Annotated in this window: 20 protein-coding genes and 1 pseudogene; 11 read left to right on the forward strand and 10 right to left on the reverse strand. The window is 69.6% G+C overall.

Going from position 1 to position 20,055, the window contains the following annotated elements; genetic code table 11:
• The first annotated feature begins 2 nt into the window (after window positions 1-2).
• Genes BLU67_RS03880 through BLU67_RS03915 form a run of 8 tightly spaced genes read left to right on the forward strand, consistent with a single transcriptional unit; the run spans window position 3 to window position 7,968 of the window.
• Window positions 3-2,504 carry a lysylphosphatidylglycerol synthase transmembrane domain-containing protein gene (locus BLU67_RS03880; protein WP_092562436.1) on the forward strand — a complete coding sequence of 834 codons (2,502 nt, stop codon included), beginning with the start codon at window positions 3-5 and terminating at the stop codon, window positions 2,502-2,504.
• A complete protein-coding gene (locus tag BLU67_RS03885; RefSeq protein WP_092562439.1) occupies window positions 2,494-3,846 on the forward strand; it encodes a DUF2079 domain-containing protein in 1,353 nt (450 codons plus the stop codon). The genes BLU67_RS03880 and BLU67_RS03885 overlap by 11 nt, the downstream gene beginning before the upstream one ends.
• Complete coding sequence (locus tag BLU67_RS03890) at window positions 3,836-4,150, forward strand: fluoride efflux transporter FluC (protein WP_222842367.1); 315 nt, start codon at window positions 3,836-3,838, stop codon at window positions 4,148-4,150. The genes BLU67_RS03885 and BLU67_RS03890 overlap by 11 nt, the downstream gene beginning before the upstream one ends.
• Window positions 4,135-4,455 carry a fluoride efflux transporter FluC gene (locus BLU67_RS03895; protein ID WP_092562442.1) on the forward strand — a complete coding sequence of 107 codons (321 nt, stop codon included), beginning with the start codon at window positions 4,135-4,137 and terminating at the stop codon, window positions 4,453-4,455. The genes BLU67_RS03890 and BLU67_RS03895 overlap by 16 nt, the downstream gene beginning before the upstream one ends.
• Window positions 4,456-4,502: 47 nt before the next feature.
• Window positions 4,503-5,708: an HNH endonuclease signature motif containing protein gene (locus BLU67_RS03900; RefSeq protein ID WP_092562445.1), complete on the forward strand. Its 1,206-nt coding sequence runs from the start codon at window positions 4,503-4,505 to the stop codon at window positions 5,706-5,708.
• A gap of 35 nt (window positions 5,709-5,743) precedes the next feature.
• Window positions 5,744-6,292 carry a copper resistance CopC family protein gene (locus BLU67_RS03905; RefSeq protein ID WP_092562448.1) on the forward strand — a complete coding sequence of 183 codons (549 nt, stop codon included), beginning with the start codon at window positions 5,744-5,746 and terminating at the stop codon, window positions 6,290-6,292.
• 1 nt (window position 6,293) lies between these two features.
• The gene (locus tag BLU67_RS03910; protein WP_092562451.1) at window positions 6,294-6,812 is read left to right on the forward strand and encodes a copper chaperone PCu(A)C; all 519 of its coding nucleotides are present in this window, start codon (window positions 6,294-6,296) and stop codon (window positions 6,810-6,812) included.
• On the forward strand, window positions 6,802-7,968 hold the full coding sequence (locus BLU67_RS03915; protein WP_092562453.1) for a Dyp-type peroxidase: 1,167 nt from the start codon (window positions 6,802-6,804) through the stop codon (window positions 7,966-7,968). Before BLU67_RS03910 ends, BLU67_RS03915 begins: the two co-directional genes overlap by 11 nt.
• On the opposite strand, the gene BLU67_RS03920 is transcribed toward BLU67_RS03915, so the two are convergent.
• Genes BLU67_RS03920 through BLU67_RS03935 form a run of 4 tightly spaced genes read right to left on the reverse strand, consistent with a single transcriptional unit; the run spans window position 7,939 to window position 10,326 of the window.
• The gene (locus BLU67_RS03920; RefSeq protein WP_092562456.1) at window positions 7,939-8,568 is read right to left on the reverse strand and encodes a hypothetical protein; all 630 of its coding nucleotides are present in this window, start codon (window positions 8,566-8,568) and stop codon (window positions 7,939-7,941) included. The genes BLU67_RS03915 and BLU67_RS03920 overlap by 30 nt on opposite strands.
• The gene (locus tag BLU67_RS03925) at window positions 8,565-8,996 is read right to left on the reverse strand and encodes a DUF6474 family protein (protein WP_092562459.1); all 432 of its coding nucleotides are present in this window, start codon (window positions 8,994-8,996) and stop codon (window positions 8,565-8,567) included. The genes BLU67_RS03920 and BLU67_RS03925 overlap by 4 nt, the downstream gene beginning before the upstream one ends.
• A complete protein-coding gene (locus BLU67_RS03930; protein WP_092562462.1) occupies window positions 8,993-9,550 on the reverse strand; it encodes a TIGR03085 family metal-binding protein in 558 nt (185 codons plus the stop codon). Before BLU67_RS03930 ends, BLU67_RS03925 begins: the two co-directional genes overlap by 4 nt.
• Window positions 9,547-10,326 carry an SDR family oxidoreductase gene (locus BLU67_RS03935; RefSeq protein ID WP_092562466.1) on the reverse strand — a complete coding sequence of 260 codons (780 nt, stop codon included), beginning with the start codon at window positions 10,324-10,326 and terminating at the stop codon, window positions 9,547-9,549. Before BLU67_RS03935 ends, BLU67_RS03930 begins: the two co-directional genes overlap by 4 nt.
• 50 nt (window positions 10,327-10,376) lie before the next feature.
• Here BLU67_RS03935 and BLU67_RS03940 point away from each other — a divergent pair, with 50 nt between their 5' ends.
• A complete protein-coding gene (locus tag BLU67_RS03940; protein WP_092562469.1) occupies window positions 10,377-11,006 on the forward strand; it encodes a GNAT family N-acetyltransferase in 630 nt (209 codons plus the stop codon).
• Here the strand turns inward: BLU67_RS03940 and BLU67_RS03945 are convergent.
• From BLU67_RS03945 to BLU67_RS03955, 3 genes are all read right to left on the reverse strand, one after another.
• Entirely contained in the window at window positions 11,003-11,893 is an 891-nt protein-coding gene (locus BLU67_RS03945) for an aldose epimerase family protein (RefSeq protein WP_092562472.1), read from the reverse strand. The genes BLU67_RS03940 and BLU67_RS03945 overlap by 4 nt on opposite strands.
• On the reverse strand, window positions 11,890-14,262 hold the full coding sequence (locus BLU67_RS03950) for a four-carbon acid sugar kinase family protein (protein WP_176780688.1): 2,373 nt from the start codon (window positions 14,260-14,262) through the stop codon (window positions 11,890-11,892). Before BLU67_RS03950 ends, BLU67_RS03945 begins: the two co-directional genes overlap by 4 nt.
• A 65-nt stretch (window positions 14,263-14,327) precedes the next feature.
• Window positions 14,328-14,915, reverse strand: coding sequence for a TetR/AcrR family transcriptional regulator (locus tag BLU67_RS03955; RefSeq protein ID WP_092562478.1), 588 nt, complete (start codon window positions 14,913-14,915; stop codon window positions 14,328-14,330).
• Between the two features lie 107 nt (window positions 14,916-15,022).
• On the opposite strand from BLU67_RS03955, the gene BLU67_RS03960 reads away from it, so the two are divergent.
• A complete protein-coding gene (locus BLU67_RS03960) occupies window positions 15,023-16,561 on the forward strand; it encodes an MFS transporter (protein ID WP_092562481.1) in 1,539 nt (512 codons plus the stop codon).
• A gap of 69 nt (window positions 16,562-16,630) precedes the next feature.
• Here the strand turns inward: BLU67_RS03960 and BLU67_RS03965 are convergent, their stop codons facing one another.
• The 3 genes and pseudogenes from BLU67_RS03965 to BLU67_RS03970 all read right to left on the reverse strand — a co-directional run bounded on the left by BLU67_RS03965 (window position 16,631) and on the right by BLU67_RS03970 (window position 18,349).
• Complete coding sequence (locus BLU67_RS03965) at window positions 16,631-17,164, reverse strand: DNA-3-methyladenine glycosylase (RefSeq protein ID WP_261977019.1); 534 nt, start codon at window positions 17,162-17,164, stop codon at window positions 16,631-16,633.
• Between the two features lies 1 nt (window position 17,165).
• Window positions 17,166-17,318, reverse strand: a pseudogene (locus tag BLU67_RS12510) (DNA-3-methyladenine glycosylase); the annotation flags it as partial.
• The gene (locus BLU67_RS03970; protein ID WP_092562484.1) at window positions 17,306-18,349 is read right to left on the reverse strand and encodes an LLM class flavin-dependent oxidoreductase; all 1,044 of its coding nucleotides are present in this window, start codon (window positions 18,347-18,349) and stop codon (window positions 17,306-17,308) included. The gene BLU67_RS03970 and the pseudogene BLU67_RS12510, both read right to left, overlap by 13 nt.
• A 123-nt stretch (window positions 18,350-18,472) precedes the next feature.
• On the opposite strand from BLU67_RS03970, the gene putP reads away from it, so the two are divergent.
• Window positions 18,473-20,008 carry a sodium/proline symporter PutP gene (gene putP / locus BLU67_RS03975; RefSeq protein ID WP_092562487.1) on the forward strand — a complete coding sequence of 512 codons (1,536 nt, stop codon included), beginning with the start codon at window positions 18,473-18,475 and terminating at the stop codon, window positions 20,006-20,008.
• The last annotated feature ends 47 nt before the right edge of the window (window positions 20,009-20,055 follow it).

Below are 20,055 nucleotides of genomic sequence, written 5' to 3' on the forward strand. Positions count from 1 at the left end.
CCATGAGCATGAACGCCGAAACGCCCCGGCATCCCGTCACGCTCATCGATTCTCCCGAGCGCATCGTGCGCCGCCCGCAAGATGGCCTGGGGGCGCTGCTCGCGGCCTTCGGTATTGCGCTCGTGCTGCTGCTCGCGATCTACGCCCACGGCACGACGTCCGGCGTGACGGAAGACGTTGCCTCGGCCGTCGCGAAAACCGCGCGCCAGGTGCTGCTCGTGCCCGTCAATGTGCTCGAAGGCCTCGTAGCCTCCCTCGTGCCGATCGCCGTCATGGTCTCGACGATTGCGCGGCGGCGGTGGCGCGCCACCGCAATGATGGCGGGCGCCGCGATCGGCGCCGCGGCCCTCACCCAGCTCGCCGTCTATACGCTGCAGGCCACCGCCCCCAACGCGATCGCGACGGCGCTATCGCTGCCGGGCTCGCGCATCGTGCTGTCCACCTACATCGCCACGCTCGCGGCGCTGCTGACAACCGCGAGCGCCGGCACCTCCTCGCGTACCGTGCGCATTTCCTGGTACGCGCTCTCGCTCGTGCTCTTCCTCGCCGTCATCCAGGGCGATCAGACGCTGCCGGGCGTCCTCATCACGCTGCTGCTGGGCCGCGCCGTCGCGCTCGCGATCTGCTACTTCGCGGGCGTGCGTTCCGGGCGCGCCTGGGGGGCGAGCCTCATCGCGGGGCTGCGCCGCGCCGGATTGGACGCCCACCTCGTCGTGCGCGTCGACGACGTCGATAACCTCGCGGCCTGGACCGTGACGTCCACGGCGCCCGTCGGCCACGTCGAAGGGATCTCCAGCGAGGAGGTGGTCGTACCCGATCCGCTCGCCGATATCGACGCCCTGCGCGAGCGCGTGGGCGGTACGCACCTGGCGACCTCCCACCGCATCTTCGCCGTGTGGACCGATGACGGCCGCTTCGATGCCGTCGTGCTCGACGCCGAGCAGCAGGTCCTCGGCGTCCTATCGAACATGTGGGACGCGATCCGCAACCGCGGCCTGGAGCGCCGCTGGGCCCCGAGCGTGAAGGAAACCGCCGAACGTGCGCTGCTCATGAACCACGAGGCGCGCGCCGCCGGGGTGCGCACCGTCGCCGCCCGCTCCGTCTCCCAGGCCGAATCCTCCATCATCGTCACCTACGAGCCGCTGCCGCCCGCGCGCGAGCTCGCCGAAATGTCCGAGATTAGCGACGACACACTCACGGACCTGTGGCGCCAACTCGCCGCCGCCCACCGCGCAGGCCTCGCCCACCACGACATCACCGAGCGCGCCACGCTCGTCGATGAGCAGGGCCGCGCCTGGCTGCTGAATTGGGAGGACGGCGAGATCGCGGCCTCCGAGCTCGTGCGCCGCATCGACCTCGCCCAGCTGCTGACGATCACCGCGCTCCGCGTCGGCCCCGAACGCGCCCTGGCCATCGCGCGCGGCGTCCTTGGCGACGCCACCGTCGCGAGCATCACGCCGCTGCTGCAAAAGGCCGCCCTGCCCGCGCCCACGCGCAGCGAGCTGCGCCACCACCGCGAGCTGCTGGCCGTACTGCGCGATGCCCTCATCGGCGACGCCGCGGACGTCGCCCCGATTCGTCTCGAGCGCGTCTCTTTTCGCACCCTCGCGATGGTCATCATCGGCCTCGTCGCCGTCATCGTCGTCATGGGCTCGCTGCAAATCTCCGACGTCATCGCCGCCGTGCAGGGCGCGAACCCGTGGTGGATGGTCGCCTCCTTCAGCTGCGGCCTGCTCACCTACCTCGGTTCGGCGATCGGACTCGTGGCCTTCACGCCCGAAAAGATCGGGCTGTGGCGCGCGACCCTCGTGCAGGTCGCGGCCTCGATCGTCTCCCTCGTCGCCCCCGCCGGCATCGGGCCCGCCGCGATGGATATGCGCTTTTTGACCAAGGCGCGCGTCCCGGCCGCGCTCGCCGGCGCCACCGTCGCCCTCACCCAGGTCTCGCGCTTCGTCATCACCGTCGCCCTGCTCGTCATCGTCGCGCTCGGTTCGGGCTCCGCGGGCACGATCTCGCTGCCCCAGCTGCCCACCGTCCTCACGGTCCTCGGTATCCTCGCGGCCGCGGCCACCGCGTTCGCCTTCCCGCAGGTGCGCACCTTCGTCTGGGCAAAGATCGGCCCGACGATGAAGCAGATCTGGCCGCGCGTACTGTGGGCCGTCGGCAACCCCCAGCGCCTGGCGATCGCGATCGCGGGCAACGTCATCATGACGATCGGCTACGTCGCCGCCTTCGGATTCGCGCTCCTCGCCTTCGGGTACACGCTCTCGCCCATCACGCTTGCCATCACCTTCCTCGTATCCAACTCCGCGGGCTCCGTCGTGCCCTCCCCCGGCGGAGTCGGCCCCGTCGAAGTTGCCCTGACCTCCGGCCTCGCGCTCGCGGGCATTCCGTATGCGACGGCCCTGTCGACGACGGTGATCTACCGCCTCCTCACGTTCTGGGGCCGGGTGCCGCTCGGCTGGGCGGCGCTGCGCTACCTCGAAAAGACCGATGCAATCTAGGTACCTGTCGGGCCTTGCCGTTGCCCTCGCGACCTTCGCCCTGGCCACCGCGATCTCCATCAGCCAGTGGCGCACGCTCGCGGCCCCGAGCTGGGACCTCGGCATCTTCACGCAGCTCGCCGACGCCTACGCCCACCTGCGCGAGCCCATCGTCCCGATCAAAGGCGACGGCTATAACCTGCTGGGCGATCACTTCCACCCGATCCTCGTCCTACTCGCGCCGTTTTACCGCCTCGCGCCCTCCGGCCTGACGCTGCTCATCGTCCAAAATGCGCTGTTCGCCCTCGCCGCGGGGGCCTTCGCCACGCGCCTGGCCCGCCTCATCCCGCTGTGGGCCGCCACCTGCCTCGGCGCGATCCTGGGCCTCGGCTGGGCGACGCAAACCGCCGTCGCCGCCCAGTTCCACGAGATCGCGTTCGCCGTGCCGCTGCTCGCCTTCGCGCTGACGGCTTACCTCGCCGACCGGCCTGTCGCGGCGGCCGCCTGGATGGCCCCGCTCGTGTTCGTCAAGGAGGACCTCGGCCTGACCGTCGCGGCCCTCGGCGTCATCATGCTGGTGCGCAGCTTCCGCAGCGCGGGCGCGATGCGTCGCGCGGGCATCTTCCTCATCGGCTGGGGCGCGGCCTGGTTCCTGCTCGCCATCACGGTCCTCCTGCCGGCGCTCAACCCCCACGGCCAATACGACTACACCGGCCGCCTCGACGAGACCGGCTCCATCCTCGCGCCCGCCACCAAATGGCTGCTGCTCGCCTTCCTCATCCTCACCGCGGGCATCATCGGCGCCGCCTCACCGCTGATACTCCTCATCCTCCCAACCCTCGCCTGGCGGTTCGCGGGCAATGTCGAGTTTTACTGGTGGATCGGCTGGCACTACGACGTCATCCTCATGCCGATCCTGCTCGCCGCGCTCGTCGACGCCGCCCGCCGCCTCGGCCCGCGCTATCGCGACGTCCGCACCAATGCTCCCGTGACGACGCAGCTGCTCGCCGCCGGCATTGCCCTATCGATCAGTTCGACGGTGATCGTCGGCGCCACGTTGCCGATCTTCGCCAACCGCACGGTCGAACCCGCGCGCGTGGCGACCGCCCAGCAGATCGAGGAACTCGTCTCCGGCGACGTCGTATCCGACCTCACCCTCATGGCGCGCCTCGTGCCGCACGCGCGCGTCTACTGGGTGGCCGAACGCGATATCTCGCCCAATTTCGTCGTCATCGATCAGCGTTCCTCGGAGTTTTCACGCTCCATCGCCGACGTCGCCGCCTGGGCCGAGCAGACCTACGGCGGCAGCTATCGCGTCGTGCTGTCCGACAACGGCTTCCAGGTCGCCGAACGTGCGCACTAACTACGCTCTCGTGGGCGCCGGCGCGGCCCTTGGCGCCCTCGCCCGCTACGCGATGGGTTCGACCCTCACCGCGAACATCGTCGGCTGTTTCCTCCTCGGCCTCGTTCTCGCCGCATGCGGCGACGGCAAGCTGCGAACCTTCCTCGCCGCGGGAGTGTGCGGGGGCCTGACGACGTATTCGACGTTCGTGCTGGAAGTCCTCACCGCCGCGAGTCCCGCCGCGGCCATCAGCTACGTCGCCATCACCCTGACAACGGGCCCGCTCGCAGGGGCCGCTGGATACGCGCTATGGCCATCCTCCTAGCGTTGGCCGCCGCCGCGGGCGGGATCTGCCGCGTCGCCCTCGACGCCCGCATCCCGCACGGCATCATGGTCGTCAACGCCGCCGGCTCATTCCTCCTCGGCCTGCTGTACGCCTTCCCACCCGAGGTCTTCCTCGTCCTCGGCGTGGGCTTTTGCGGCGCCTTCACGACCTTTTCCACGACGACGATGGACGCCATCGCCCTGCTGCGCGATCGCCGCTACCTCGCGGCCGCCGCCCTGACCTTCGGCACCCTCGCGCTGTGCCTGACCGCCTGCGCCGCCGGCCTACTTATCCACAGCCCCTAGCGCGCCGTGGCGGCCTCACGTTCACTAGGACGTGAAAGGAGGTCCCCATGACACATACGTCGCTCACACAGCTCGATGCGCCGCTCACTCAGGCCGACGCGCCACTCACTCAGGCCGACGCAGACCTCCTCGCATCCCTGGCCGCCCGCGCCACGCGCCACGGCCTGGACGCCCCCTCGCGCGAGGCCGGCATCTCGCTGCTGGAAACACTCGAGGCCGCGGCCAACCACCTCGACGTCGCCCGCACCCGCCTCATTGCCCGCATCGACGAAGCCCGCGGCGCCAGCCAGAAAGGCCGCACCACCTCCGCCATCGTCTCCGAGGTCCGCAAGCTGCCCACCCCCGCCGCCGACGCCGTCGTCCTCGCGGCCCGCCGCCACGCCGCCTACCCGGCGATCCTGACCGCCCGCGCCGAGGGCCGCATCTCGCGCCCCAACACGCAGCACCTGTTCAGCGTCGTCGGCCAGCTGAGGCCCTTCCTCACCCCCGAGCAGTTCGACGCCGCCGAATCCGCCCTCATCGCCGACGCCGAAGTCGCGATGCCCGGCCCCTTCAAGCGCCGCTGCCGCACCTTCCTCGACGAGATCGATCTGAGCGGTGGCCGCACCCGCGCCGAGCAGGACAAACTCGCCCGCGAAGTCTCCGCAGCCAAGCGTTTCCTCGCCTTCTACGGCGATAGCGTGCGCGGCTACGACATCCGTGGCCACATCACCGGCGACCAGCACCGCATCCTCATCCGCGCCATCAACGCCGAATCCAACCGCATCCTGCGCGCCCGCCGCGCCCGCGGCCAGCGCGTCCCCGGCGAGGCGACCCGCGCCATCGACGCCCTCGTCGCCCTCGCAGCGCCCAAGCGTCCAGCGCCCACCGATCGCCCCGCATCGCCCACCAAGGAGCGCACCGAGGATCCGCGCGCCCGCACCGCGGGCCCCCTGCTGCGCGCCAAGCTCATCGAGCGCGACCGCGGCTGCGTCGTCCCCTGGTGCGACGCCCCGCCGGAATTCGCCGACGGCCACCACATCCTCGCATTCCACGACGGCGGCCCCACCACGCTCGAGAACATGTGCCTGCTGTGCACCCGCCACCACCCGGAGTTCGAAAACCCGCCGGGCTCCACCTCCGGCTGGACGATCCGCATCGAGGGCGGCATCCCCGTCGCCATCCCACCGATCCACGTCGATCCGCGCCAACGCCCGCGCGTCCACGATCGCTTCCGCTCCCCCATACGGGGACCCGCACCGCCTGCCGCCTAGCGATACAGTGGACTCATTCCCGACGAAAGAGTCCTATGTTCCGCCGCGCATCCAGCCTCCTCATCGCCTTGGCGATCATCGCGCTTGCCGCGCCGATCGCCCATGCCCACGACGTCCTCGTCGACTCCAACCCGAAGGACGGCGCCCACCTCGAGGCCGCCCCGGCCGCCATCACCCTGGAGTTCAACAACGATCTCCTCGACCTCGGCTCCGGCGCCGCCGCCCTCGTCCTCACCAACGACGACGGCACAGAGATCGCGAACGGACCGCTCAGCCTCGACGGACGCGAGGCAAGCTTTCAGCTGCCCGCGCTCGACGCCGGCAGCTATCGAGCTGCCTGGTCCGTCGTCTCCTCCGACGGCCACCGCATCCAGGGCGCCCTCGACTTCGCTGTTGGGGAATCAACGCCCACCGTCGGGGAATCAACGCCAACTGATGGAGAGAAACCAACACCGCAAGAAACCACCCAAGAGCAGAGCGATTTTCCCGATACTTTCGGGTTTCCCAGGGCGGTACTTCCTATTTTTGCTATCGGAATTATCGCTAGCATGGTGCTCGTCATCATCAAATTGAAGAGGAAATAACATGCGCTGCGCTCGACTGATTCTCGCCCCCGCCGCCGCCCTCGCCCTCCTGCTGTCCGGATGCAATTCGACGACGCCTGCATCCGAGACCACCACGCAGGCCGCCACCCAGGCAGCGATCACGTTCGAGGAGATGTGGGTGAAGGCCACCGACGAGAAAATGACGGCGGCCTTCGGCTTCCTGCACAACACGACGGATAAGGATATTCACGTCACGGGCGTCTCCTCCGACGTCGCCGACAAGTCCGAGCTGCATGAAACCGTCGATAAGGACGGCAAAATGATGATGCAGGAGATGAAGGACGGCTTCGTCATCAAGGCGGGCGACAAGAAGGAGCTCAAGCCTGGCGGCGACCACCTCATGCTCATGATGCTCAAGGAGCCGATCGCTCCCGGGCAGGACGTCACGGTGCGAATCACGACGGAGGGCGGCGAGGAATTCTCCTTCACGGCGCCGGCGCGCACGTTCGCGGGCGCTCAGGAGGAATACGGCGTTCACGGCGAAGACGATGACCACTAGTCGTCGCGAAGTACTCCTTGGGGCAGGCGGCGCCGCACTCGGCGCCGCCGCGATGTGGGGCCTTGGCACGCTCGAAGCCATCGCGCCGGAGGACGTCGGGCGGGCACGGATCAGCTGCCACGGCGCCCATCAAGCAGGCATCGCCACCCCGCCGCAGGGCTTCCTCGCCCTCACCGCCTTCGACCTCACCGAGGGCACGGACGTTGAGGGCGCCCGCCGCCTGCTGCGCCTGTGGACGGAAGACATCGAGCGCCTCACAACGGGCGAGCCAACGATCACCGACACGGAACCCGAACTCGCCCAGCTGCCCGCATCGCTCACCATCACCGTGGGCTTTGGCCCCGGCTTTTACGACAAACTCGGCCTGCGCCGCCCCAGCTGGCTCAAGCAGCTCCCGCCCTATCCGATCGACCAGCTCGATGAGGCCTTCGTCGGCGGCGATATCGCGCTGCAGGTCTGCTCAAACGACCCGATCACGACGGCGCACGCCGCACGCGTCATGGCAAAGGAAGCCACCGTCTACGCCACGCCGCGCTGGAGCCAATACGGCTCGCGCAACGCGCCCGGCGTCACGACCGCAACGATGCGCAATCACTTCGGGCAGCTCGACGGCACGCGCAACCCTGATCCCGCGGAGGAGCCCAACCTCATCTTCCGCGACGACGGCACCTCGTCCATGGTCGTGCGCCGCATCCACATGAACCTCGATACGTGGGACGAGCTCGATCTGCCCGCGCGCGATATCGTCCTCGGGCGCCGCCAGTCCACGGGCGCGCCGCTCACCGGCGAGAAGGAGTTCGACGAGCCGGATATGGCGGCGAAGAACTCGATCGGCTTCCCCGTGATTGATGTCGCCGCCCACATTCGCCGCGCCCGCACCGATGACGGCTCCCAGCGCATCCTGCGTCGGCCCTATAACTACGTCGACCTGCCGCGCGCGGGCCAAATCTCCAACGTCGGCCTCGTCTTCATCGCGTTTCAGGCCGATCTGGAGCATCAGTACCTGCCGCTGCAGGCGCAGCTCGCCGAGCTGGATCTGCTCAATCAGTGGACGACGCCGATCGGCTCGGCCGTCTTCGCCATTCCGCGTGGCTTCCGCCCCGGCGAGATCCTCGGTGAGGCCGAGCTAGCAGTCGCCGCGCAGTCGGATCGATAGGCTCGTCGGGCCCGTCGCGAACGCCGAGAGGTCCACCGTCAGGACGTCAAACCCGCGCGAGCGCAGCAGCTCGGCCGTCGCGGGCGCCGACGCGGCAAGCATCACCCGATTGCCGCCCAGCAGTACGACGCTCGCGCCGCTCGGCTCCGGCACCTGCAGGTAGGGCTCATCCAGCTCCAGCCCATGACCGATGAGCGTCCCGTCGGGCAGCGCCGTGAGGACCTCCTTGAGATGGCTCGCAACCGGCACGGTCGTCACCCGCACGCCATAGCCCGCGAGCTGGCCCGCGAGCTCCGCAGCGCCCGCCGCATTCGTATCCGCCCCCAGGCCCACCCAGACGCGGCCCCCGAACTTCAGCACGTCCCCGCCGTGCAGCCGCGCACCCGCGGACAGCCGCACCACCCGCATCGCGCGCGGCGCCACGAACTCGCAGTCGTGATCAATCAGCAGCGTCTCGGCGTAGGCTACGGCGTGGCGCTCCACGCTCGGATTGCCCCGGCCGATCTCGATCGTCTCCCAGCCGGACTCCTTGAGCGCGTCGACGTAGGTCTCCCACTGCTCGAGTCCGTAGCGCGGACGGCGGACGAGGGCATGCATCATCGGGCGTCGTCGATGCGTTCATCGATGAAGCGCTCGACGATGAGCGCGGCCTGCTGATCCAGCGCGTCCGCGATGCGGCGCTGGGACTTGCGGCGCTGTTTGGGCGTCATGACGGGCAGCATCCGCACCGAGGCTTCGATGCCGTCCAGGCGCCGCGAGAAGTCCTTCGCGGTGGCGGCCTCGCCGTGCGAATCGCTGGAGGCGATGAGGTAGCGCACCTGCTCGCGCAGCGCGGCGATGCGAGCATGCAACGTTTCCTCGCTGGACCCCTTGGTGCTCGCGACGCGACCCACGGCACGCTGGACCTGATTGAGCATGTCCGGGTGCGACTCCAGGTAGCGCATCAGCTGCGGCCCATAGTCGCGCACGACCTTCGCGACGGCCGGGCCCGCCGTCGCCGCTAACGTGATGAGTTTTTTCTTGTTCATGGCAGGGGACGCAATTCCTCGTCGACGACGGCACTACGGCCGAGGGTAAAGAGCACAATCTCGCTGATGGGCCCGCGCACGTGGCGGGCGATCTCGCCGCGGCCGCCGCGCAGCTGGTACGTGACGGCAGTATCCGTGGCGGTGACATAGGTGGGCAGATCGGCGCCCGCGGCCAGCGTCATCGGGCCGAGGCGCCGCGCGAGCTCATCGCGATCGGCCTGGCTGAGCGCGCGCGGCCCATCACCGCGGGGGCGGCGCACATCCTCGTGGTGGACGAAGAACTCGATCGTATTCATCGCCGCATCGGCGCGCTGCAGCAGCGCCGGCGGCCCGGCAGCGATCCGTGCAAGCAGCTCCGGGTAGCTGAGCTCGGCTCGCACGCGCGCCATCTCGGACTCAAAGCCGCTGATCAGCGCGCGCGGCCGGTTCTCCCGCACGAACAGGTGCGCGGCCAGGTCGCCCGTCGTCCAGCCCTCGCACAGCGTCGGCGCATCAGCGCCCACCTGCGCGAGCAGCGCCACGAGGGCTTGGCGTTCCCGCTGCGCGAGACTCATAGCGACTGCACCGCCCCGCCGTCCACGCGCAGCGCCGTCCCCGTGATGTAGGCGGCCGGGCCCGAGCACAGGAAGGCGCCCGCGGCGCCGAACTCGCTCGGATCGCCATAGCGGCCCGCGGGGATCGTCGAGATGACATCGGCGCGCACCTGCTCGGCGTCGCGCCCCTGGCGCTCAGCGCTCGCGGCATCGAGGGACTTCACGCGCTCGGTATCGATGCGCCCGGGCAGCAGGAGGTTCACGGTCACGCCGTCGGGCGCGACCTCGGCGGCGAGCGTCTTGAGGTAACCCGCGAGCGCCCCGCGCCCGAGGTTTGACAGCGCCAGATCCGGCAGCGGCGCCTGAATGCCCGACGAGCCCACGGCAAGGATGCGGCCCCAGCGTCGCTCCCGCATGCCCGGCAGCAGGCGGCGGATGAGCTCGACGTGCGGGCGCAGCAGCGAATCGATCGCGGCGCTCACGCCATCGTCGTCGACGGCATAGGCGGGCGCGGGCGGCGGCCCACCACCGTTCAGGACGAGAATATCGATATCGCCGACGGCGGCGCGGGCGCGTTTGACGAGCTCCTCGATCGCCCCCGGCTCAGTCAAATCAGCCGCAATTCCGACGGCATCACCGCCGCGTTCGCGAATCTCTGCGACGACCTCCTCCACGTTGTGCCGCCCATTAATGACGACGCGCACGCCCTCATCGGCGAGCGCCGTCGCGATGGCGCGCCCCAATCCCGAGGTGGAGGCGGCAACCAGCGCGCTGCGAGAACTAATGCCGAGATCCATGTCGACTCCTTTGTGATCGCGTACCTTCACTGTAGCCGTAGGATCGTCCTATGAGGATTTCCGAGTTCGAGGCGCTCGTGCACGATATCGTGCTGCCGGCGTTCCCGGCGAGCGAGGTGCTGCCGGCCGATGAGCTGGTGGCGGCCTTTGCGCGGGGCGATCTTGCTGTTGTCGCTGATGAGCGGCGGCGCGGGGTGGCGATCGGGACGCGCCCGAGCGATGACGTCATGCTGCTGACATGGCTCGCCGTCGGGCCGGCGGGGCGCGGGCAGGGCGTGGGAAGCGCGCTGGTGCGCGCGGCGCTTGCCGAGTGGCAGGAGCGCTTCGATCCGCTGCTCGTTCTTGGCGAGGTGGAGGATCCGGCCTATCACGCGGGATCGGCGGCGACGGGGGACCCCGCGGCGCGACTGCGGTTCTATCAGCGGCTGGGCGCCCGGCGCATCGAGCTGCCGTTCGTCATGCCGCGGGTCGCGCCCGATCAGCCACGCGTCGATCACATGCTGCTGCTCGCCCTCGGCGGGCGGGCGCTGCAGCCGCGCGATGAGCGGGCGATCGGGCCCGCGCTTGAGCGGTTCTTGCGCGCCTACGTGGCGGCCTCCGGGGAGGAGCGCGTCGACGGGAGCTATGCGGACGATATCGAGGCGATGTTCGCCGCCGCGCCGAGCGCGCGCCTCGGCTAGATCGCCGAAATCGAGCAGGCCAGGCTGAGGTGCTCGCGCGCCTGCAACACGTCCGGCGCCAGATCGCCCGATGCTAGGGCGTTGAAGGCGCCGGGCGCGCACGTCATCGGCTCGATCGCCACACCGTCGCGGTTGTCCGGCCCCGGCCGGTCGGAGGTAAAGACCTGCAGCCAGGGCGCCTCGGTGATAAGGCGCACCCCGTGCCCGTCGCGCGCATCGCGCAGCTCGATGACGCCATCGAGCGGGTCCGTGTAGGCGGTATCGAGGCTGACGCCCGCGAGCGAGCGCGCCTCGCGCAGGTCGGCCGGCCCACCATCGAGCGGCGTGAGCTCGCCCGGCAGCATGCGTTCGCCCACGCTCGGGTAGAGCGTTGCGTAGGGAATGCGCGCCGTGAGGTCATCCACGCGCGCGCCGCCCACCGTCAGATACGGGTGGAAGCCGAGGCCGATCGGCGTCGGCCCCGCCATCGCATACGCCGTTAGCACGACGTCCAGCCCGGCATCGCTCAACCGGTACGTCGCCTCGAGCAGCACCTGGTGCGGGTAGCCGTCCTGCGCGGGAATTTCCGCGACGAGGCTCAGCGCGTCCACTTCATGCTCGACGACGGTAAACGGGCTCCAGCACGCGAGGCCGTGCAGCGCGTGGCCGCGCTCCGGCTCGGTGATCGCGAGCTGGTGCTCGACGCCGCCAAAGCGGTAGCGGCCGTCGATGACGCGGTTGGGCCAGGGCGCGAGCAGCGCGCCGCGATAGTAGGGCCGGATTTGCTCGCTCGTGAACGGGACGATGAGGTCCTCGCCGCGGTAGGTCAGCGAGGCGAGCGATCCACCTACGCCGCTCACCGTGGCGCGGTAGTCCCCCGCCGCGATCTCGTGTGCAGGCCACATCATAGCTCGGGCTCCAGGAGGTTAATGATGGCGGAATCGTCGGCCTCGCCGAGGCCGGCGCGGCTGGCAAGGAGGAACATCTGCTCGGCGAGGCCCGCAAGCGGCGCCCCGACGCCCGCATGGTAGGCCGTTGCCGCGACGATCCCGAGGTCCTTCGTCATGACGGCCAGCGGGTTGTGCACGCGCGCACCGCCCGCCATCCGCTCGGCGCGCTCCGTCGTCACGAACGAGGCCGTATCGGCAAGGGCGAGGAAATCGACGACGGCCTCGCGCTCCAGCCCGAGGGCGCTTGCCAGCGAGAGAGACTCCGCCGTGGCGAGGACCTGGACGCCCGCCAGCAGCTGGTTGACGATCTTCATGGCCTGGCCATCGCCCGGCGCGGTTCCGACGTGCACGATCCGGGCGGCGAGGGCGTCGAGCACCTCGTGCGCGGCGGCGAGGGTGGCGGCCTCGGCGCCCACCGCGATGAGCAGCTCGCCGCGACGGGCGCGATCCGGCCCACCCGAGACGGGCGCATCCAGGAGGTGGATTTGGCGCTCAGCGAGACGTTCGGCGAGCTCGCGGGCCTCGGCGACGCCGATGGTGGAGCACAGCACAACGATGGCGCCCGCGGGCAAATGCTCGACGAGGGCGTCATCAAATAGCGCGCGGGTCACCTGCTCGGCGTCTCGCAGGTTGAGCAGGACGAGGCTCGCGCCGTCGACGGCCTCGCTGCCGGATAGGGCCGTTGTCACGCCGTGGGGGCGCGCGAGTTCGATGCGGGCCGGGTCCACGTCATAGCCGACGACGGAAAAGCGTTCCGCGAGGCAGGCGGCGATCGGCAGGCCGGTGGCGCCGAGGCCAATGACGGCAAGGTGCTTATCCGGCGATGCGGCGATCTGGTCCGATGTGGCGCTGCCGGGCGATGCGCTGCCGGGGGCGAGCGGCGTGCTCGTCGGGGCGACGAACGGGGCCGGGCGGGGCGGGATGGGGACGTTCGCGGCGATGTCGACGACGTCGGCGAGGGACTCGTCGTCGCCGATCGAACCCGCGTACACCGCGAAGGGGACGCCTTCCGCTGGGCCGGATTCCGCCTGCCACAGCGAGACCGCGCCCGGCAGCAGCGGGCCGCGCACCCAGGCGCGGCGCACGCCGAGGGCGCGGGCGACCGTCGTGGCAATGGCGCCGCCGCGCGAAACCACGAAGCGCAGCGGCCGGGCCGCCACGATCCCGCGCACGATCGCGAGCAGGCCCGAGGCAATGCGCTCATCGAGCGAGTAGTCGGCATCGCCCGAGGAGCCCTCGCGCGAGAACCGCAAGACGACGTGCTCATCGGCCTGGGCGGCGCGCGCGATGACCTCGTCGATATGCATGGCGCGCCGCTGATCGATGAGCGCCGGGAGCTTGATCTCGACCTCGCGCAGCCCGCGTCGGCGCCGCAGCGCCCGCAGCTGGCGGTAGGTCAGCCCGCTCGCCTTGCCGACGATGACGAGCCCGTGCTTGGCGCCCTCGGCCTTGCCGCCCTCGCGCAGCGCCTCGACGTCGGAGGCGCGCAGCGGCGGCGGGGTGTCCTGGCCGAGATAGGCGCGGATGAACTGCGGCGCGACGCGGAACAGGAAGCGCCGGCCGCGCTCCTCGGCCGCATACAGCGCGAGCGCGAGTTGGCGCAGATCCTCCTCGCATACCGCGTCGACAACAACGGGGATGCCGCCGGAGGCCCGCAGCAGCAGCTCGGGCGCGGCGCCGGAGCGCAGTTCGGCGAGCGTGATGCGCACGACCTCGGTGATGCGCCCGCCCGTGCGCTGCTCGATCCACTCCGGAATGGAGGAGGTATCAAAGCCGAAGACGGGATCGTCGGCAAACTCGGTGGCGGCGACGGGATGGTAGAGCTCGCCCTCGCCGCGCACGTAGTGAGTGGAGTCGACGGTGATGCGGCCCGCGTCGGGAAATGCGGGGCAGATGATGAGGGCGTCGATCTCGTGGCCGGCGTCGGCGGCAAGGCAGGAGGCGACGACGTCGGTCTCTAGCGGGTAGTGCCCGCGCAGCGTCGAATCGGAGCGCAGCGCGAAGTCGATGTCGACGCCGAGCTCGGCGGCGGCGGCGAGGGCGGCGCGGGTGACGTCGAAATCGCGGTCCTCCGTCTCGGCGGCGCTCATTGCGCGTGTGCCGGTCATGACGTGGATGCCGGGGGCGCCGGTGGCAAGGGCCCAGCGCAGGTCCTCCACCGACCACGCGGTTGTCACCGGGAGATTCGCGATGGATTGCGTGCCGGAGGCGTGATCATCGAGGACGACGAGTTGGCGGGTGCGGCCGGTGCGCGCGTGCTGAACGTCGCGGGCGGTGACGGCGGGGGCGGCGGGGTAGGGCGCGAGTAGCTCGGATAGCGTCGGCACGAGTGGACTCCTTGTAGCGGTATCGCGTCCATTATGCCCGCCGGGTGCGGCCGCAGCCTGGGGCCTTAGGCCATGGCGTGGGGGCGCCCGAGCGCGGCGCGCAGCAGCACGAGCGTTGTTTCCGTCACCTCGGCAAGGTCCGCTCCGTCGACGACGGCGCGGGCGGCGGCATCGATCATGCCCTGGACGAGCTGGGCGGCGAGGGTGGCATCGGGCGCCTTGCAATCCTGGGCGATGGCGCGCAGCGGCGCGAGGAGGCGTTCGTGCCACTCGCGCAGCTCGTCGCGATGGGATTCGGGGATGGCGCTGGAATCGACGAGGCCCGCGCAATAGCCGGTGGCGGCCGAGGCGAGCGAGGTGCGCACGTAGGCTTCGATCTGCGCCATCGGGCCGGGGCCGGCCTCGGCGATGGCGGCCTCGAGGTCGTGCACGGTTTGCGCCATGAGGTGCTCGAGGGCGCCGATGAGCAGATCGGCGCTGGAGGGGTAGTAGTGGTAGACGGCCGTGCGGGAGATGGTGGCGCGCTTGGCGACGGCGGCGGGGGTCAGCGCCTGCGGGCCGCCCTCGATTAGGAGGTCAGCGGCCGCTTGCAAGACCTGCTCTTCGCGCATCGCACGATGCTCGGCGACCGTCGACGCCTCAATCTTCGGCACGTTGCCTCCTCGAGTTGGGTATATCGCATTCTAAGCCGTCAGCGCGCATCTTTTCTGACAGGGCGTCAAAATGTTATCGTCAGTATGTCGATAAGAAGGAGACGGCGATGGACAAACGTTGGTGGGCGCTCGCGGCGATTGCGCTGGGCGTCGCGCTCGTCATTATGGACGCGACCATCGCTAACGTCGCGCTGCCCGTCGTCATTCGTGACCTGGCCTTGACCAGCTCGGACGCGCAGTGGGTCAACGCGATCTACTCGCTCGTCTTTGCCTCGCTCATCATCACCGCGGGGCGCGCGGGCGATGTGTTCGGGCGGCGCACCATGGCCGCCGTCGGCCTCGCCATCTTCATGGCCGCCTCGCTCGCGGCCGGCAGCGCGAACGGGCCCGGCTTCCTCATCGCGGCCCGCACGATCCAGGGCATCGGCGCCGCCTGCGTCCTGCCCGCGACGCTGTCCAGCATCAATGCCATGTTCCGCGGCAAGGACCGCTCCATCGCCTTCGCCGTCTACGGCTCGATGATCGGTGGCATGGCGGCCGTCGGCCCCCTCGTCGGCGGCTGGCTCGCGACCGAGGTGACGTGGCGCTGGGCGTTCTGGCTCAACATCCCCTTCGGCCTGCTCGCGCTCGCCGGGCTGCTCGCCTTCGCGCCGAACACGCGCGATGAGCGCTCCCAGGCGTCGTTCGACGTCCTCGGCGTCATCCTCGCCTCGCTCGCGATGGGCGCCATCGTCTTCGCCCTCATCGAGGCATCCAGCTTCGGCTGGTGGCGCGGCGCCGACGGCGCGCTCTCGCCCATCACGCCCACCCTCATCGCGGGCCTTGTGCTGCTCGCAGTCTTCGTCGTCGTCGAATATCGGCGCGATCGGGCGGGCAAGCCCGTCCTCGTGCACCTGGCGCTGTTTCGGGTGCGCACCTTCAGCCTCGGGGTGAGCACGGCGTTCCTCGTCTCGCTCGGCGAATTCGGGCTGCTGTTCGTGCTGCCGCTGCTGCTGCAGGGCGCGCTCGGCTACGACACGCTCGGCACCGGCTGGCTCATGATGGCGCTCGCGGCCGGCACGTTCGTGGCCTCGGGGCTGGTCCCCCACCTCGTGAAGTCCTGGGGCAAGACGGCCGTCATTCGCGTCGGGCTCATCATCGAGGCCGCGGCCGTTGGCGCGTTGGCGCTCGCGACGCCGGCGTCCGCGCTCGTCATGGCGATCGCGCTGTTCAGTTACGGGGTGGGCGTCGGCCTTGCGAACGCGCAGCTGACCGATACGACGATGCAGGACGTGCCCGTCGAGAAATCCGGCATGGCCTCCGGGCTGCAGACGACGATTCGGCAGCTCGGCTCGGCGATGGGCATCGCGGTGCTGGGCGGGCTCATGATCGGCCAGCTCACGACGCACACCGAGCAGCGGCTGACCGATGCGGGCGTGCCGCCGGCGCAGGTGGAGCAGGTCTCCACGGCCGTGCACGACTCCGTCGGCGCCGCCATTCCGGCGATTTCGCAGCGCTCGCCCGAGGCCGGCAAGGCCGCTGCCGATTCGCTCATCGACGCCGCGCGGCTGACCGTCGGGATCGGCGCGGGCATCCTGCTGATCGGCGTGGCGGCGTCGTTTGCGCTGCCGGCGAGCCGTCGGGAGGACGAGGCTGCGCGCACTTAAGCGTCTGCTCGTCCCCGGCCGCGGACAAGACGCGCAGTATCGCGGCGAGTCGACGCACTACCGCCAGTATCACTGCCGAGGAGTTCTTCGCGCAGCAGGGCGGTAGGCAGAGACCGTCGGATCGCCCTTGAGCGCGAACCGCCAGGGATAGCGCTCCGCCTCGCCGCCCGGCCCCGCAACGCCCGTGCGACCCGTCGCGACATACGCATCAAGGGGCTGCGTCGGCAGCCAGAGTTCGTATCGATTGCTCAGCGGTGCGCCATCGTCGGCGCGGGTCAGGCCGAGCGCCGCCGCGAGATTGCCCGGACCGCGCGCGAGCTGCGCGTCGGGGATAAGCGGGCCAGACGTGCCGGCATCCCGAGGCGTGCGGGCGGGCCGGGATGAGCGCGCAGTGCGGGCGAGGCGCAGCTCGATCCGGCGCGCGCGGGCCACCTCGATCCCCTCGACGATCTCGCCCGCCCGCAGCAAAATCGCCCCGACGTCGCCCGCCTCGTGCGCGACGATGTTCACGGCGTGATGCATCCCGTAAGAAAAATAGACGTAAATAATGCCCGGGTTCGCCCGCCATGACGCGGGTGCGCGGCGTGATCCGCCGGTAGGCATGCGAGCCCGGGTCGGCCAGGCCGCAGTAGGCCTCGACCTCCGTGAGCCGCACCGCCACGTCGGCAACGCGAAACACCCCGCCGAGCAACCGCGGCGCGAGCGCGACCGGATCGCGCGAAAGATCGGCGGGCGTCGCCCGCGTCAGCTCTGCCATGCCTCGTCGAGCATCTCGTAGGAGCGGATGCGCAGCGCAGGGTCGAAGGTGTAGGTGGCGGTGATGAGTTCGTCGAGGTCATAGTCGGCGACGAAGTCCTCCAGGTATGACACGACGGTGGCGGGCGATCCGACCGCGGCGATCGAGCGGGATTGCGTCAACAGATTGGTCAGTCGCGGATCGAGGACGTCGTTGAGATCGTGCACGGGCGGTTGGATGGGCCCGAGCCGGCCGGTACGGATCGCGGCCTGCAGCTGGATCGCGGAGGTATAGAGGAAGGCAGCCTCCTCATCGCTTGGGGCGACGAGCACGTTGACGCCGGCCATGACGTAGGGCGCTGGAACCTGGGCGGTCGGCGCATCGGCGTTGAAGTAGCGGCGGTAAATCTCGATCGCGTCGCGCATCTGGGCGGGCGCGAAGTGCGAGGCGAAGGAGAACGGTAGGCCGAGGGCGGCCGCAACCTGGGCACCGCCCGTCGAGGAGCCGAGCATCCACAGCGGAACGCGCGTGTCATCGCCCGGGATTGCGCGTACACGATCGAGGGCCGGGTTCACATAGCGCGCCTGCGCGGCTGCGGCGTCCTCATCGCCCCGAGCGTGCCCGAGATACTGGGCGAGCTCGGAAACGTCGGCGGCAAAATCGCGCAGTTCGGCCCCGCCGCGTCGCAACGCCCGCGCGGTGGCGGGCCCGGTGCCCGGCGCGCGCCCGAGCCCGAGGTCGAAGCGATCGCCGTAGAGCGTTGCGAGCGTCCCGTAGTATTCCGCGACCATGAGCGGCGCGTGATTGGGAAGCATGACGCCGCCGGCCCCGAGGCGGATGCGCGAGGTGTGCTCCGCAAGGTGACCGAGCAGGAGTGACGTCGCAGACGATAGGAACGTCTCCGAGGAGTGATGCTCTGCCATCCAGTAGCGCTGATAGCCACCGCAGTCGGCCGTGATTGCCAGCTGGCGGCTGGCCGCGAGCGCCTCGGCGCGGGTCATACCCGCGGAGACGGGAGCGAGGTCAAGGATGGAGAGCGGGACGCGAGTCATACTTCATGCCTAACCCGTATGTTGCGGAATGGCAACATCGCCCACAGGTGCAGAAAAACTCGGTAGGCTCAAGGCCAACCCGGCATCCCCTAGCCGGTTTTCGATTTCTGCGAAGGCGGTTCCATGTCTGAAACGACAGCGCAAGCCATAGCCCTGATCATCTACTTCGTCGGGATGATCATCATCGGGCTATGGGCCTACCAGCGCACCGATGATCTCGACGATTACATGCTCGCTGGGCGCAAGCTGCCGCCGGCCGTCGCGGCCCTGTCCGCGGGCGCCTCCGACATGTCCGGCTGGCTGCTCATGGGCCTGCCGGGCGCGATCTACTCGCAAGGCCTCGTGAGCTTCTGGATCGCGATCGGCCTGACGATTGGCGCCTACCTCAACTGGGTGTTCGTCGCGCCGCGCCTGCGCACCTATACCGAGGTGGCGCGCAACTCGATCACGGTGCCGTCCTTCCTCGATAACCGCCTGCGCGATAAGACGCGCATGCTGAGGATCGTTTCGGGCATCATCATCTTCGTCTTCTTCACCTTCTACGTCTCTTCCGGCATGGTCGCGGGCGGCAAGTTCTTCGATTCGTCCTTCGGGATGGACTACCACCTCGGCATGGTTCTCGTCGCCGGCATCGTCGTGCTCTACACCCTCATCGGCGGCTTCCTCGCCGTGAGCTGGACCGACCTCGTCCAGGCCCTCATGATGGTGACCGCCCTCGTCATGATCCCGATCGTTGCCGTCGCCGAATACGACGGCGGCGCGGGCGATCTGTTCAACAAGGCCGCCGAGGTCAACCCCCTGCTGTGGTCGATGCTGACGGGCACGACGGTCATCGCCGTCGTCTCCAACCTCGCGTGGGGCCTCGGCTACTTCGGCCAGCCGCACATTATCGTGCGGTTCATGGCGCTGCGTACCGCCCACGACGCGAAGGCCGGGCGCCGCATCGGCATCGGCTGGATGATCATCTCGGTCGTCGGCACCGCGCTCGTGGCGATCGTCGGTCTCGGCTTCTTCGCCGGCCAGGGCGAGGAGCTCGCCGACCCGGAGACGGTGTTCATCGCACTGTCGCGCATCCTGTTCCACCCGATGATTTCCGGCTTCCTGCTCGCGGCCGTGCTCGCGGCGATCATGTCGACGATCTCCTCGCAGCTGCTCGTGACGTCCTCGGCGCTGGTGGAGGACATCTACAAGGTGTTTTCTAAGTCCTCGCGCCAGCTCACCGAAAAGCGCATGGTTCTCTATGGCCGCATCGCCGTGCTCGCGACCGCCGTCATCGCGGCGCTGCTCGCATGGGATCCGGGCTCCTCGATCCTCGACCTCGTGGGCTTCGCGTGGGCCGGCTTCGGCGCCGCCTTCGGGCCGATCATTCTACTCGCCCTGTTCTGGCGCAAGCTGACCTACCAGGGTGCGCTCGCCGGCATGATCGTTGGCGCCGTCACCGTCGTCGTGTGGGGCAAGTATCTGTCGGGCGGCATCTTCGACCTGTACGAAATCCTGCCGGGCTTCCTGTTCGCGGGGCTCGTCGCCTACTTCGTCTCGAACGCGACGTACACCGAGAATCCGGAAATTCTCGCGGAGTTCGAAGAGGCGCGGGAGCTGGCAGCGGCCGGCGGATCGCTGAGCGCCGAGGACCGCAAGGCGCGCTCCGTTAACCGCTAAGACGCAAAAGCGCGGCGTCCCCGAGCTGGGACGCCGCGCTTCGTATA

The sequence above is a fragment of the Bowdeniella nasicola genome (assembly GCF_900107735.1).
In the GTDB taxonomy this organism is placed as follows: Bacteria; Actinomycetota; Actinomycetes; order Actinomycetales; family Actinomycetaceae; genus Bowdeniella; species Bowdeniella massiliensis.

Excerpts from the sequence above, each read along its gene's own strand:
- BLU67_RS03880 (WP_092562436.1), top strand. The coding sequence starts at position 3 with ATGAGCATGAACGCCGAAACGCCCCGGCATCCCGTCACGCTCATCGAT.
- BLU67_RS03885 (WP_092562439.1), top strand. The coding sequence starts at position 2,494 with ATGCAATCTAGGTACCTGTCGGGCCTTGCCGTTGCCCTCGCGACCTTC.
- BLU67_RS03895 (WP_092562442.1), top strand. The coding sequence starts at position 4,135 with ATGGCCATCCTCCTAGCGTTGGCCGCCGCCGCGGGCGGGATCTGCCGC.
- BLU67_RS03900 (WP_092562445.1), top strand. The coding sequence starts at position 4,503 with ATGACACATACGTCGCTCACACAGCTCGATGCGCCGCTCACTCAGGCC.
- BLU67_RS03905 (WP_092562448.1), top strand. The coding sequence starts at position 5,744 with ATGTTCCGCCGCGCATCCAGCCTCCTCATCGCCTTGGCGATCATCGCG.
- BLU67_RS03910 (WP_092562451.1), top strand. The coding sequence starts at position 6,294 with ATGCGCTGCGCTCGACTGATTCTCGCCCCCGCCGCCGCCCTCGCCCTC.
- BLU67_RS03915 (WP_092562453.1), top strand. The coding sequence starts at position 6,802 with ATGACCACTAGTCGTCGCGAAGTACTCCTTGGGGCAGGCGGCGCCGCA.
- BLU67_RS03920 (WP_092562456.1), bottom strand. The coding sequence starts at position 8,568 with ATGATGCATGCCCTCGTCCGCCGTCCGCGCTACGGACTCGAGCAGTGG.
- BLU67_RS03925 (WP_092562459.1), bottom strand. The coding sequence starts at position 8,996 with ATGAACAAGAAAAAACTCATCACGTTAGCGGCGACGGCGGGCCCGGCC.
- BLU67_RS03930 (WP_092562462.1), bottom strand. The coding sequence starts at position 9,550 with ATGAGTCTCGCGCAGCGGGAACGCCAAGCCCTCGTGGCGCTGCTCGCG.
- BLU67_RS03935 (WP_092562466.1), bottom strand. The coding sequence starts at position 10,326 with ATGGATCTCGGCATTAGTTCTCGCAGCGCGCTGGTTGCCGCCTCCACC.
- BLU67_RS03940 (WP_092562469.1), top strand. The coding sequence starts at position 10,377 with ATGAGGATTTCCGAGTTCGAGGCGCTCGTGCACGATATCGTGCTGCCG.
- BLU67_RS03945 (WP_092562472.1), bottom strand. The coding sequence starts at position 11,893 with ATGATGTGGCCTGCACACGAGATCGCGGCGGGGGACTACCGCGCCACG.
- BLU67_RS03960 (WP_092562481.1), top strand. The coding sequence starts at position 15,023 with ATGGACAAACGTTGGTGGGCGCTCGCGGCGATTGCGCTGGGCGTCGCG.
- BLU67_RS03965 (WP_261977019.1), bottom strand. The coding sequence starts at position 17,164 with ATGCCTACCGGCGGATCACGCCGCGCACCCGCGTCATGGCGGGCGAAC.
- BLU67_RS03970 (WP_092562484.1), bottom strand. The coding sequence starts at position 18,349 with ATGACTCGCGTCCCGCTCTCCATCCTTGACCTCGCTCCCGTCTCCGCG.
- putP (WP_092562487.1), top strand. The coding sequence starts at position 18,473 with ATGTCTGAAACGACAGCGCAAGCCATAGCCCTGATCATCTACTTCGTC.